At 75.2% G+C, this 12,333-nt stretch carries 13 protein-coding genes; 4 read left to right on the forward strand and 9 right to left on the reverse strand.

The annotated features are described in order from the left end of the window. Positions 1-20: 20 nt before the first annotated feature. Positions 21-1,100: a cobalamin B12-binding domain-containing protein gene (locus IE118_RS23895; protein ID WP_189560072.1), complete on the forward strand. Its 1,080-nt coding sequence runs from the start codon at positions 21-23 to the stop codon at positions 1,098-1,100. 65 nt (positions 1,101-1,165) lie between these two features. Beyond that, a complete protein-coding gene (locus IE118_RS23900; RefSeq protein ID WP_189560073.1) occupies positions 1,166-1,492 on the forward strand; it encodes an STAS domain-containing protein in 327 nt (108 codons plus the stop codon). Positions 1,493-1,506: 14 nt separating this feature from the next. Here IE118_RS23900 and IE118_RS23905 read toward each other — a convergent pair whose 3' ends face one another. From IE118_RS23905 to IE118_RS23940, 8 genes are all read right to left on the reverse strand, one after another. Then, positions 1,507-2,238 (reverse strand): class I SAM-dependent methyltransferase, encoded by a 732-nt coding sequence (locus tag IE118_RS23905; RefSeq protein WP_189560074.1) that lies wholly within the window; start codon positions 2,236-2,238, stop codon positions 1,507-1,509. Between the two features lie 142 nt (positions 2,239-2,380). Next, positions 2,381-3,265 carry an SDR family oxidoreductase gene (locus IE118_RS23910; protein ID WP_189560075.1) on the reverse strand — a complete coding sequence of 295 codons (885 nt, stop codon included), beginning with the start codon at positions 3,263-3,265 and terminating at the stop codon, positions 2,381-2,383. Beyond that, complete coding sequence (locus IE118_RS23915) at positions 3,262-3,735, reverse strand: hypothetical protein (protein WP_189560076.1); 474 nt, start codon at positions 3,733-3,735, stop codon at positions 3,262-3,264. The genes IE118_RS23910 and IE118_RS23915 overlap by 4 nt, the downstream gene beginning before the upstream one ends. 53 nt (positions 3,736-3,788) lie before the next feature. Continuing rightward, entirely contained in the window at positions 3,789-5,438 is a 1,650-nt protein-coding gene (locus IE118_RS23920) for a phytoene desaturase family protein (RefSeq protein WP_189560077.1), read from the reverse strand. Then, positions 5,431-5,937: an SRPBCC family protein gene (locus IE118_RS23925; RefSeq protein WP_189560078.1), complete on the reverse strand. Its 507-nt coding sequence runs from the start codon at positions 5,935-5,937 to the stop codon at positions 5,431-5,433. Before IE118_RS23925 ends, IE118_RS23920 begins: the two co-directional genes overlap by 8 nt. 96 nt (positions 5,938-6,033) lie before the next feature. Further along, positions 6,034-6,906, reverse strand: coding sequence for an oxygenase MpaB family protein (locus tag IE118_RS23930; RefSeq protein WP_189560079.1), 873 nt, complete (start codon positions 6,904-6,906; stop codon positions 6,034-6,036). A gap of 96 nt (positions 6,907-7,002) precedes the next feature. Beyond that, the gene (locus IE118_RS23935; RefSeq protein WP_189560080.1) at positions 7,003-7,269 is read right to left on the reverse strand and encodes a hypothetical protein; all 267 of its coding nucleotides are present in this window, start codon (positions 7,267-7,269) and stop codon (positions 7,003-7,005) included. 35 nt (positions 7,270-7,304) lie between these two features. Beyond that, a complete protein-coding gene (locus IE118_RS23940) occupies positions 7,305-8,132 on the reverse strand; it encodes a restriction endonuclease (protein ID WP_229846922.1) in 828 nt (275 codons plus the stop codon). 195 nt (positions 8,133-8,327) lie between these two features. Between IE118_RS23940 and IE118_RS23945 the strand changes: the two genes are divergently transcribed. Next, positions 8,328-8,993, forward strand: coding sequence for a GAF and ANTAR domain-containing protein (locus IE118_RS23945; protein ID WP_229846923.1), 666 nt, complete (start codon positions 8,328-8,330; stop codon positions 8,991-8,993). A 22-nt stretch (positions 8,994-9,015) separates the two neighbouring features. On the opposite strand, the gene IE118_RS23950 is transcribed toward IE118_RS23945, so the two are convergent. Then, the gene (locus IE118_RS23950; RefSeq protein WP_189560082.1) at positions 9,016-9,600 is read right to left on the reverse strand and encodes an AMIN-like domain-containing (lipo)protein; all 585 of its coding nucleotides are present in this window, start codon (positions 9,598-9,600) and stop codon (positions 9,016-9,018) included. A 165-nt stretch (positions 9,601-9,765) separates the two neighbouring features. Here IE118_RS23950 and IE118_RS23955 point away from each other — a divergent pair, with 165 nt between their 5' ends. After that, entirely contained in the window at positions 9,766-12,333 is a 2,568-nt protein-coding gene (locus IE118_RS23955; RefSeq protein ID WP_189560083.1) for a SpoIIE family protein phosphatase, read from the forward strand.

The following is a 12,333-nucleotide window of genomic DNA, read 5'->3' on the forward strand; positions in this document are numbered from 1 at the left end:
GGCCACTGGAGGAGGACGGTGTGAGCGGGACCCCCCTGTCGGCCGCGGAGCTGCGCGAACGGCTCTGGCAGGCAGTGATCGAGGGCGGCGAGTTCGAGGCCGTCGACGCGGTGCGCGCCGGTCTCGACGCCGGGTGGGAGGAGGAGGCGCTGCTGCTCGACGTCGTCGCGGCGGTGCAGGAGAGGATCGGTGCCGAATGGGCCGCCGACCGGATCACCGTGGCGCAGGAGCACGCCGCCACGGCCATCAACGAACGCGTGATCACCGCCCTCGTCCACCGCCGGCCGGCGGACCGGCCCGCCGGCCCGTACCGCGGGCGGGTGACGGTCAGCTGCGTGGACGGCGAGTGGCACGCCTTCCCGGCCCGGCTCGTCGCCGAGGTGCTGCGGCTGCGCGGCTGGCGGGTGGACTACCTGGGCGCCCAGACGCCCACCCCGCATCTCGTCGCCCACCAGCACCGCACCAACTCCGACGCCGTCCTGCTCTCCGGGTCGATCTCCACGCACCTGCCGGCCGCGCACGCGGCGATCACGGCCTGTCAGGCGGTCGGAGTGCCGGTGGTGGCCGGCGGCAGGGCCTTCGGCGCGGACGGCCGGTACGCACGGGCGCTGGGCGCCGACGCATGGGCCCCGGACGCCCGCGGCGCGGCCGCCGCGCTGGAGGCCGGTCTGGCGCGTCCCGCGGCGGCCCGGAACACGGTCGACGACCTGCCGCACCTGGCGGACCAGGAGTACACGATGGTCGTCCGGTCCCGCAGCCGCCTGGTCAAGCAGGTGCTGGCGGACCTGGAGAGCCGGTTCCCGGCGATGGGCGCCTACAGCGACGCGCAGCGGGAGCGGACCGCCGAGGACCTGGTCCACATCATGGACTTCCTGGCCACCGCCCTGTACCTGGACGACGCGGAGGTGTTCACCGGCTTCCTGCGGTGGACCGCCGAGGTGCTCACGGCGCGCGGTGTTCCGGTGCACTCCCTGGTGTCGGGGCTCGACATCATCGGTGAGCAGTTGCACGACTTCCCGCGGGGGCTGCGTCTCGTCCGCGAGGGCGCGGCCGCCCTGCGCGACGGGGCGGCCGCCGGCGCCGCCGGCACCGCGGTATGAACGGGGTCCGTCACGCCGGCGTCCACCCGGAGCACGACCCGGGAACGGCCACACTGACGGTGCGCGTGAGCGGGGAGCTCGACGACACCTGCGGCGCGCAGCTCACCGCCGTGGTCGTGGCGCACCTGAGCGGCCCGGCGCCGTCGCGCACCGTGCGGCTGGACTTCCGCGAGCTGGTGGGCGTCGACGCGCTGGGGCTGGCCGCGCTGCTCATGATCCACCGTCACACCAGCGCCGCGCGTGCGGTGCTGCACCTGGACAACCGGCCCGCGGTCCTCGAACGACTCCTGTGCCAGACGAACGTCCTGGACCATCTCACGGCCGCGGACCCCGCGGAGGCGCCGCCGGCCACCGCGGGCTCCGCTGAGCATCCCGGTTCCGGCGGCGGCTGAGCCGGGCCGGCGTGTCACCGGCCGGGCCCGCTCCCGGTGCGGGGGCGGCGGCCGACGAAGGTGTGGGTGATGCCCGTCTGCCATCCCGGCATCGGCAGGGCGCGCACCGCGTCGAAGCCCGCCGCGCGCAGCCGGGCGGCGAAACGGCCGGCGGTGTCGAACTCCAGGACGCTGCGCCGCAGATGGCGGTACAGCTCGCCGTCGCCGAGCGCGCCGGCGGCCGGCTGGACGATGCCGCGGGAGACCAGGTTCCACACCAGGCGGTCGGAGCGCCGGCCGCCGAGGGTGTACTCGTGCACGCCCAGCCTCCCGCCGGGGGACAGCAGCCGGCGCACGGTGGTGAGCACGGCGTCGGGGTCGGCCACGTTGCGCAGCAGGTAGGCCGCGAACACCGCGTCGAACGGGCCCCGCACCCCGGCCCCGTCCAAGGCTTCCGCCGGTGCCCGCAGGAAGGTCACCCGGTCCGTCCAGGGTTTGGCCGCGGCCCGTTCGAGCATGCCGGCGGAGGCGTCCACGCCGACGATGCGCGCGCCGGGCAGCACGGCGGCGAGCGCGGCGGTCGACGCGCCGGTGCCGCAGCCGAGGTCCAGGACGCGCAGTCCCTCGCCCCGGTGCGGGAGCCCCAGGCGGCGTGCCGAGCGGCGCAGGTGGGCGTGGTAGCCGGGGTTGGCGGCCACCAGGGCGTCGTAACTGCGGGACGCGTGGTCGAACGCGGTGGCGAGACGGCCGTCGCGCAGCAGGATCATGCGGTCTCCCGGGGCGGAGGGGCGGGGCGGTTGCCGGTGTCAGGGGCGGGCGCACGGGGCGTGCGGCTCAGGGCGCCCCGGCCGTCGCGGGAGCCGGGCGGTGGCCGCCGGCCGGCGGCCACCGCCCCCACCCCGGGCCGGGTCACCGGCCGGGGCGGGTGGCGGTGCGGTCGGCCGCGCCGCCGGCGCCCAGGAGCCCGGTGTGGTGCAGGGGGTCGCGGGCCTCCAGGCGGGCCAGCTTCCCGCGGGTCGCGCGCAGCACCACCGGGGGCAGCGCGGTGCGCGCCATCTGAGCCAGGCGCAGCCAGCGCGGTACGTAGACGGCCCTTCTCCGGTGTTCCACGGCCGCCCCGAGCCGGACGGCGACCTCGTCGACGGGGTGCAGCCGTCCGGCCGGCGGCGGCATCCGTCCGCGCAGCTCCCTCATGACGGGGTGGCGGTCCGCGTCGCGGATCATGTCGGTGTCGGTCCAGCCGAGGTAGCCGATGCCGACGGCGACACCCTGGTGGGCCACTTCCGCGCGCAGGGCGTGGGCGAAGGCCTCCGCACCGGCCTTGGAGGCGCAGTAGGCGCTCATCATCGGGGCGGCTCCGATCGAGGCCAGCGAGCCGACCTGGAGGTAGTAGCCCCGCGTGGCCAGCAGGTCCGGGAGGAAGGCCCGGGCCGTGGCCGCGCTGCCCGTCAGGTTGACGTCGATCACGCGTCGCCACAGCTCCGGGTCGGAGGTGGCGAACGGGCCGCCCTCGGCGACGGCGGCGTTGGCGACGACGGCGGAGGGGGTGCCGAGGCGTGTCCTGACCTGTTCGGCGGCCGCGTCCAGCGCGGTGTCGTCGGTGACGTCGACCTCGCAGGCCAGTGCCGCCGTGGGCAGGCTGCCGGCCACCGCCTCCAGGCGGGCCCGCTCGTGCCCGAGGAGCGCGACGCGGGCGCCGCGCCGGGCGAGGTCGCGGGCCAGGGCGGCGCCGATGCCCCGCCCGGCGCCCGTCACCACGACGGTGCGGCCGCGCAGCGGGGCCGGGCTCCTCATCGGGCGTCCCCGCCCCGGGCCTGCGGGGTGGATTCGGGGCGGGCCGTGTGGTCGGGGTGACCGGCCGTGCGGCGGGACTCCTTCATCTCCGCCTCGTACAGGTGGTCCCGGCCGTCGGCGAGTTCCTCGACGGCGCCCTGCTCGATCTCCTTGAACGGCTGGTAGTAGGTGGTGTCGTAGGCCTCGACGATCTGGAAGGTCCAGTGGCCCGGGATGACGTTGCGGCCGAGGACCTGGGTGCGCACCGTCTCGGCCCAGTCCGGGTGCCCGGCCTTGCGCAGCAGCTCGACCGCGCGGTCGAGTTCGAGGTCGGCCGTGCCGGTGAGCTGGTGGAAGCTGTAGAGGTGCCCTCTGGCCCGTTCGGTGGTCTCCAGGGCCTTGGACAGCGACCCGAGCGCCTCCACCGTCTCGTCGCTGACGCCTTCGGGGCGCCGGTGGGCGCGGTCGGGGCCGTCGTGGTGTCCGGTCATCGTCTCGTCTCCGCCTGTGCTCGATCTCGTCCCGGGGCCGGTGTGCCCGACGGTCATCCGCCGTCGGCCCGCTCTCCCCTGTCCGGCTGCCTGCGGCCCGTGCGGTCGCGGTGGGCGAGCAGGCGCTGTACCCCCGTCAGCGCGGGCGCCAGGGGCCGGCGCAGCGCGGCACGGGCGGCGTTGGCGCCCGGCGCGCCGTGCACGCCGCCGCCCGGATGGGCGCCGGCGGAGGCCAGGTACAGGCCCTTGACGGGGGTCTCGGGTCGCCCGGTGCCGGGGGCCGGGCGGAAGAAGAGCTGCTGGTGCATGGCCGCGGTGCCGCCGTTGATGGCGCCGCCGTGCAGATTCCGGTCGAGAGCCTGGAGGGCGGGCGGGGCCAGGATGCGCCGGGCCTTGATCCTGGCGCGGAAGCCGGGCGCGAAGCGTTCCACCTGGCGTTCCACACGGTCGGCCATGACCTCCTGTTCCCGGGCGTCCCAGGAGCCCGTGAGTGACTCCCCGCCGGCGTCGCCCGTGATGCGGTGCGGCACGTGGGTGTAGGCCCAGGCGGACTCGGTGCCCCGGGGGGAGCGGGAGGCGTCGGAGGTCGTCATCTGGCCGAACAGGCTGAAGGGCCGGTCGGGGACGTGGCGGGTGGCGAGCTGGGCCGCGAAGCGGGTGAGTTCGTCGAGTCCGTCCGCGAGGTGGACGGTGCCGGCGCCCGCGGCCTGCTCGCAGGTCCACGGGACCGGCCCGTCGAGCGCCCAGTCGACCTTGAAGGTGGCGAAGTCCCACTCGAAGCGCCGCAGGTCGGCCAGCAGCTGGGCCGGCAGGTGCTCGGGAGCGACGAGGTCCCCGTACAGGGCGGGCACGGCCACGTCGGCGAGCACGGCGCGGTCCGCCGCGACCGTCTCGCCGCCGGCCGTGCGCACTCCGGTGGCCCGGCCGTCGCGCACCAGCACCTGGTCGACGCGCTGTCCGCAGCGCAGCACTCCGCCGAGCGACTCCAGGCGCCGTACCAGGGCCTCGGTGAGCGCTCCGGAGCCGCCGGCCGGCACCGGGAAGCCGTAGGTCTGCCCGAGCATCGACATCAGCCAGCCGAAGCCGCCGCTGCCCGCGGCCTCCGGAGCCAGGTCGGCGTGGAGCGCGTTGCCGCCCAGCAGCAGTCCTCCGCCTTCGCCCCGGAACTCCTCCTCCGCCATGCGGCGCACCGGCAGGACCAGGGTGCGTGCCATGCGGAGCCCTCCCGTGCCACGCAGCCGCAGGGCCAGCCGGGCCCCCGAGCGGACGGGCGGGAACGGGGTGAACAGGGCGTCCAGGAGGTCGGGGCGCAGGGTCTCCCACACGTCGTGCAGCCGGCGCCAGGCCGCGCCGTCGCCCGGGGCGAAGGAGTCCAGCGAGTCGGCGGTGACGTCGACCCGGCGGTCGAGCACCGCGCACCGGCCGTCGCTCAGCGGGTGCGCGACGACGTGCGGGGCGTGGCTCCAGCGCAGACCGTGGCGCTCCAGGTGCAGCCCGGAGACGACCGGGGAGGCGGCGGCCAGCGGGTAGAAGGAGCTGCAGAGATCGCTGACGAAGCCGGGGTCGACGCCCCGGTCGTGGCGGACGGCGCCGCCGGGTCCGGGCTGCTCCTCCAGTACCTCCACGCTCCAGCCGGCGTCGGCGAGCAGGTTCGCCGCGACCAGTCCGTTGGGCCCGGCCCCGATCACCACCGCGTCAGGCACGGGCGCCTCCCGCGTCGCTCTGCGGTGCGACGACCTGCCCCATGGGACGGCGCCGCTCCTGCTCCGCGGCCTCGGCCTCGCAGAGGTCCGCCAGGCGGGCGAGCATCGCGCGGTGGCGGATCTGGATCAGTGCTTCCACGGCCACGTTGTGCACCCGGCCGCCCGCGCCGCGCAGCGGATGCTCGTCGACCTTCACCAGGCTGTGGTCGCCCCAGGTGTGCACCTCGATGGCGACCCTGGCCGTGCCGAGCGGTCCCGCCTTGGCCTCGAGCTCCAGGACCTCGCCGGGTACGCAGCGCCGGACGACGGTCTCGTTGTGCAGCGTGACGGGCCCCAGGCGGATCTCGTAGCCGATCGCGGAGCCGAGCTGCGGCCAGTGCCCGCGCACGGGTTCGGACGACGACGTCCCCACGACCCAGTCCGCGTACCGTGTGCCGTCCTCGAGAACGGTCCACACGGACCGCGGGCTCGCTTTGATCAGACGATGACGCACCGCCACTTTCGACCTCCCGTGTACCGTACCGGCGCCGGCCAGCACTGAGTGCCCGCTGCGGCCCGTCTCAACCGGCGGAGCCGCGAAGAGGGCCCGTCCGGGTCAGGCGGGGTCGCGGGCCGGGGCCAGCGCCCAGCGGATGCCCGCGGTGACGGCGGTGCCGAGCGGGCGCACGCACAGGCTCTCGGCGGGGGGCACGCGGGGCAGCCGCAGGGCCCGGGAGGCCCACCCGGGCAGGAGGGACACCGCGTTGGCGGCGAGGACGCCGTAGGGCAGCCGGGCGAGCAGGGGGACGGGCGGGTTGAGCAGCAGGAAGCGGGCGGTGGCACGCGCCTCGGGGGTGGCGCGCAGTTCGGGACGGTAGGCGGCCAGCCGCTCGTCGAGACCGGCCCGGTCCACCGGCGGGTCGGGCACGCCGAGGGCGGTGGCGATGCGGGCCATGTCGGCGACGTACGCGTCGCAGCCCCGTGCGTCCAGGGGGTGGGCGCCGTAGCGCTGGTGGGCGCGCAGGAAGCAGTCGACCTCCGCGACGTGGACCCAGCACAGCAGCCGGGGGTCGGCGGCCCGGTACTCCTCACCGTCGGCGGTGATGCCGCGCACCGTCTCGTGGACGGCCCGCACCCGGTCGACGGCCCGCTGGGCGCTGTCGGCGGTGCCGTAGGTGGTGACGGCGAGGAACGTGCTGGTGCGCTGGAGGCGCCCCCACGGGTCGCCGCGGAACCCGGAGTGGCCGGCGACCGCCGCCATGGCCAGGGGGTGCAGCGACTGGAGCAGCAGGGCGGACAGACCGCCGATGAACATCGAGGCGTCCCCGTGCACCCTTCTCACCGGCCGCTCGGGGCCGAACCAGCGCGGGCCCGGGGTGCCGTGGATACGCGCGCGGTTGTCCGGGCCGTCGGGTCCGGCCACCCTGGAGAAGATCGCGTGGCCGATCCGGTCGCGCAGCACGGTGCCGCCTTCCGTCAGCAGTCCCATGACTCGCTCCGCCCTCTTCGTGCCCACGACGGCCGCGGGCGCCCATGGCTTACGTCTGCCCGCGTCCCCTCGGTGTCCACACCGCTCAGGGACCGCTCAGGGGACGTCGCCCCACCAGTCGTACACCTTGCCACCGGGCTGCCGGGGCACGTAGACCGAGCGTCCCCCCGCCCCATAGCGGCCTATCTCGGTGCGCAGGCGGACACCTTCCCCCGGTCCGGTCTCCTCGCTGCCGGTGACGTCCAGCAGCAGACCGTCCAGCGGCCCGCCGGCCAGTTCCGCGTACGACCGGCCCGCGCGGGGGCCCGGGTCGTCGTGGTCCGCCCCGTAGACGCGTCCGCGCATGAACTCCAGCTCGTCCATACCGGCAGGGTGGCATCCGCCACTGACAATCGGTCCTAGACCTCCGGGACGCAGACCTCCCGGTCGTGCGTCCCGCGGCCGGCGGTGTCCGTCTCCCACGGTGCCGGCGCCCGGCCCTCGCTCCAGGCGAGCAGGGCCTCGCGCGGGACGCAGACGATGCCGCACTGCGCGGCGTACTCCTCGGCCGGGGCGGTGAACTCGCTGGTGGTGACGACGAGTGCCAGGTCCGCCTCGTGGACGGTGAAGCAGGTGCCGCCGAAGCGCTGCAGGTCCTGCGAGCCGACCTTGTTGTCGTCGCTGTAGCGCTTGCACTGGATGACGATGCGGCGGCCCCCGGGGGACACCGCGAGCACGTCGGCCCCGAGGTCACCGGCCCCGCCGACGACCTCCACGTCCGAGCAGCCGTCGCGCACGCACAGGGCCGCGGTCGCCTCCTCGAACTCCTCCGGGCTCAGGGCGTCGAAGTCGTACACGAACGGCGGGTCGTCCTCGTAGGCAGCCGGCGGGGCGTCGTCCCGGGGCGCGGCCGGCGCCGGCACGGGGGCCGCCGGGGCGGGCGGCGGCGCGTCCAGGGCGTCGAGGGCCGTGGCCGTCGCCCGGTGCAGCGCCTCGCCCGTCCGGCGGGCTATTCGGGCGGCGGACAGCCGCCTTCTGCGGCGGTGGGCGAGCAGGGCGGCGACGGTGACGCAGAGCAGTATCGTGACCCACACGGGACGTCGCTGCGCGGCCTCGGCCAGCGCGCGCACCGCGAAGCCGCCCGCGATCAGGGCGGTGGCGAGCAGGCCGAAGAACATGGCGGTGGCGCGCAGGTCGAAGCGCCGCCGGCGGTACAGCGGACGCGTACGGCGCTGGGGCATGGTCACCGTGGTGGTTCCCTTCTCTGGCAGCCGGCACGGCGCGCCCCGGGCTGTGCGGGGCCGCCGATGATCACGTACGCCGTGTGCCCGGGATCGGTCCGTTCACCTGCGTGCCGCGTCCGCGCGCGGGGTAGGTGGGCTGTGTGCCGGTGGCGGCGATCCTGGAGGCGGACTGTGGACTGGCGGGGATTCGCTCGGCAGATGGCCTCGATGGCCCGTGATCTGCTGGCCGAGCACACGCTCGACTCGACCCTGGAGCAGATCACCCGTTCCGCGGTGGACCTCGTCGACGGCTGCGACGCCTCCGGGATCCTCGTCCTGCGGGACGGCCGGGTCAGTTCGCTGGCCCCCACCGAGCAGCTCGTGATCGACAGCGACCGGCTCCAGGAGGGTCTGAGGGAGGGGCCGTGTTTCGACGCGGCGCGGCCGGACCTGTCCGAGCGGGTCTTCCGGATCCCCGACTTCACCGAGGACCCGCGACGCTGGTCGGCGTTCGTGCCCCGCTGCCGGGAGCTGGGGGTCGGCAGCATGATGGGGTTCCTGCTGTACACGCGGGAGGAGGAGCTGGGGGCGCTCAACATGTACTCCCGCAAGCCGGGGATGTTCACCGAGGAGAGCGAGACGGCGGGCTGGCTGCTGGCCTCCCACGCGGCGGTCGCCTTCTCCACGGCCCTGACCGACGCCCAGATGCAGGAGGCCATCGCCACCCGGCATCTGATCGGCGAGGCGATGGGCATCCTGATGGGGCGGCATCACATCACCGAGGACCAGGCCTTCGACATCCTGCGCACGCAGTCCCAGCGCACCAACACCAAGCTGCGTGAGGTGGCGCGCCGGGTCTGCGAGACCGGCACCGCGGACAAGTGAGCGCGGGCCGGGGCCGGGTGGGTCAGCCGCCCGCCGTCCAGCTGTGGGCGACGTCGACGACGAGGCGGCCGGGGAGTTCGAGGACACGGAACGGCAGCCGGGCGCGCGTGCCGAGGCCGACCTGTGTCTCGCCCTCGAAGCTGCCGGCGAACCGGGCGTCCCGGAACGTGCGGTACCCGGTGAGGTTCACACCGGGCAGGGGGTGTCCGGCGCGCGCGGGGTAGGTGGCCTCGCCGGTCTCCGCGGTGTACGACGGCGCGGCCACCCGGACCTCGAGGACGGCGCCGCCCGCGACGGGGATGTGCCGGCCCGATCCGTCCTGGTACAGGCGGTCGACGTACCGGACGGAGTAGCCGAGGTCGCCGCTCGCGGCGCCGGGCACGTCGACGACCATCCGGTCGAAGCAGTCGTGCCTGCCGGTCCTGATGTCGCGCACCGGTGCGACGGTGCTGTCGGAGTCGGACTTGGCGAGGCTGCCCCAGCCGGTGGGACAGACCACCGCGGCGCGGGCGGGCGCCGCCGCGACGGCCGCGGCCGGGACCGCTGCCGTCGCCAGCACCGCACCCGCGAGGACGACCGTCGCACAGACCGTTCTTGGTTTAAGCATTTTATGCCCCCTGGGCTCGCAACCTTGTGGTATGGGGTGAGACGAGCGGGATGCCCGGAAGGTTGCGGCTTCTCTCCGGCCGGTCGCCGGACCGGCGGGCATGGCACATCCTGGGGGGGAGCAACCGAATGGATGTCCCGTGCGTCCGCACCGGGAGGGCGCGACATGGATGAGGCAGCCGCCGTACCGCACGGGAAGCGGCCGGCGGACGTGCGCGGCCGGGGCGCCGGGGAGAGCCGGGCCTCGCACCCGGAGCACCGGGTCGAGGACGCGCTCGCCGATCCGGTGGTGGCGGCGGTGCAGGACGTCGGCGGATACGGCGGTCTGGTCTACCTGCGTTCACGCGACCGGCGCTCGCTGGTGCTGTGCGTGGTGTCGGGCGTCCCGAGATCGCTGCTGAAGCCCTGGTGGCGGATACCCGTGGGCGGTTCCCTGCCGATGTCCGAGGCGTACCGCAGGGGGGAGGAGCTGTGGCTGCCGGACGAGCGGGCGACGATGCTGCGCTTCCCGCAGTTCACCGCGGCCCTGCCGTACTCGTTCGCGCACGCCTACCGCCCCGTGCGGGTCGGCGGCGAGGACGTGGGGGTCCTCGCCGTGCTGCGCTCGGCCAGCCGGGAGCCGGCGGACGAGCGGGCGGTGCGGGCGGCGCTGCGCGAGGCCGGCCGGGACATGGAGGAGCGTCTGACCGAGTTCGCCCGCCGGGTGCCCGGCGCCGCGGACGCGGTGGCCGGCGGCATCGACTACGACGGCCAGCCGGTGAACGTACGGCTGCCCACTCCTCCGGCCCTCGCCGTGGAGGTGGGCATCGTCGAGTGGGACCTGGACGGCGACCGCTGGTCCGGGGACGACGACGCCCTCTCCCTGCTGGGCGTCACCCGGGAGGAGTTCGGCGGCACGCTGGCGGAGGTCGAGGCGCGGGTCAGCCCCGAGGACCTGTACGAGCTGCGGGCGAGCCGGCGGGACGCGGAGGAGACCGGTCAGGTCAGGGCCCGGCACTTCCGGGTGCTGGACCGGCCCGACGACGACGGCCGCGCCCGTTACCGGCCGGTGGAACTGTGGGGCCACGTCGTACGGATGGAGGGAGCGGCCCGCATCCTCGTGGGCGCCCTGGTCGACGCGGCCGGCGGGGTGACCGCCGCGGAGGCCGCGGAGCGCCTGCCGGACGGGCTGTTCTCCCTCGACCAGGACGGCCGGGTCATCTACGCCAACCACCGCTGCCAGGAACTGCTGGGGAGCGAACTGGAGCGCCTGCTCGGCCACCACCCGTGGGAGGTGCTCCCCTGGCTGCGCGATCCGGCCTACGAGGACCGCTACCGGGCGGCGATGCTGTCGCAGGAACCGGTGTCGTACCTCGCGCACGCCCCCGGGGGCGTCTGGCTGGGCTTCGTGCTCTACCCCGGTGTGCACGGGGTGACGGGCCGCGTCTTCCGCACCGACGCGCCCGCCGGGGCGGCGCCGGGCCGTTCCCTGGTGCCGGTCACCGCGGGTGCCGGGACGCCGTCGGAACTGGTCGCGCCGACCCGTGCGGGCGCCCTCTACCACGTGGTGCAGATGGCCAGTGTGCTGACCGAGGCGGTCACCGTGCGGGACGTGTGCCGGGCCGTGGCCGAGCAGCTGCTGCCCGGGTTCGGGGCACAGGAGATCGCCCTCTACACGATCCGCGAGGGGCGGATGCACCTGCTGTGGGAGTCCGGTTACCCCGAGCACTTCCTCGAACCGTTCGAAGGGGTCCCGCTCGACGCCGACCTGCCCGGCGTGCACGCGCTGACCACGCGTCTCCCGCTGTTCTTCGAGTCGTCCGAGGCGCTGCTGAACGCCTATCCGGAGATCACGGTGGACGCCAAGAGCGCCTGGGCGTTCCTGCCGCTGATCGCCTCCGGACACCCGGTCGGGTCCTGCATCCTCGGGTGGGACTCGCCCCACCGGTTCACCCCGGAGGAGCGCAGCGCGCTGACCGCGCTGGGCGGACTGACCGCGCAGGCGATGGAACGGGCCCGCCTCTACGACGCCGAGTCCGCCGTGGCCCGGGGGCTGCAGGAGGGGCTGCTGCCGCACCGGCTGCCGGTCATCGACCGGCTGCGCACCACCGGCCGCTATCTGCCCGGGACGCAGGGCATGGCCATCGGCGGTGACTGGTACGACGTGATCCGGACGGGACGCGGGGTGGCTCTCGTCATCGGGGACGTCGAGGGGCACAGCGTCGGCGCGGCGGCCGTCATGGGACAGCTGCGCAGCGCGGTGCACGCCTTCGCCGCCAGCGGTCGGCCGCCGCAGGAGGTCATCACCCACACCAACCGGTTGCTGGCCGAACTGGAGACGGACGTCTTCGCCACCTGCTGCTACATCGAGCTGGAGCCGGCCACCGGGCGCGCCGTGGCGGTCCGGGCCGGTCATCCCCCGCCTCTGCTGCGCCGCCCCGACGGGCGGACGGAGAGCCTGGACCTGCCCGGCGGCGTGATGCTCGGCGTGCAGCCGGACGCCGTCTATCCGGTCACGACGCTGACCCTGGCTCCCGGCAGTGTGCTGGTCCTCTACACGGACGGACTGGTCGAGACGCCGGGCGGCGACATCGAGACGGGCATCGGGGAGGTGCTCGACTGCCTGGCCGACAGCCCCACCGACTCCGTCGAGGACCTCGCCGACCGGCTGATCCGCTCGGCCCGCCGGACCGAGGACCGCCCGGACGACGTGGCCCTGCTGCTCACGGCGTACGACCGGGAGACAGACGGCTGA

Source organism: Streptomyces pilosus (assembly GCF_014649835.1).
GTDB lineage: Bacteria > Actinomycetota > Actinomycetes > Streptomycetales > Streptomycetaceae > Streptomyces > Streptomyces pilosus.

What these genes read in the sequence shown, in the direction of transcription:
- IE118_RS23905 (WP_189560074.1), bottom strand. Translation starts at nt 2,238, where the DNA reads ATGATCCTGCTGCGCGACGGCCGTCTCGCCACCGCGTTCGACCACGCG.
- IE118_RS23910 (WP_189560075.1), bottom strand. Translation starts at nt 3,265, where the DNA reads ATGAGGAGCCCGGCCCCGCTGCGCGGCCGCACCGTCGTGGTGACGGGC.
- IE118_RS23915 (WP_189560076.1), bottom strand. Translation starts at nt 3,735, where the DNA reads ATGACCGGACACCACGACGGCCCCGACCGCGCCCACCGGCGCCCCGAA.
- IE118_RS23930 (WP_189560079.1), bottom strand. Translation starts at nt 6,906, where the DNA reads ATGGGACTGCTGACGGAAGGCGGCACCGTGCTGCGCGACCGGATCGGC.
- IE118_RS23935 (WP_189560080.1), bottom strand. Translation starts at nt 7,269, where the DNA reads ATGGACGAGCTGGAGTTCATGCGCGGACGCGTCTACGGGGCGGACCAC.
- IE118_RS23945 (WP_229846923.1), top strand. Translation starts at nt 8,328, where the DNA reads ATGGCCTCGATGGCCCGTGATCTGCTGGCCGAGCACACGCTCGACTCG.
- IE118_RS23950 (WP_189560082.1), bottom strand. Translation starts at nt 9,600, where the DNA reads ATGCTTAAACCAAGAACGGTCTGTGCGACGGTCGTCCTCGCGGGTGCG.
- IE118_RS23955 (WP_189560083.1), top strand. Translation starts at nt 9,766, where the DNA reads ATGGATGAGGCAGCCGCCGTACCGCACGGGAAGCGGCCGGCGGACGTG.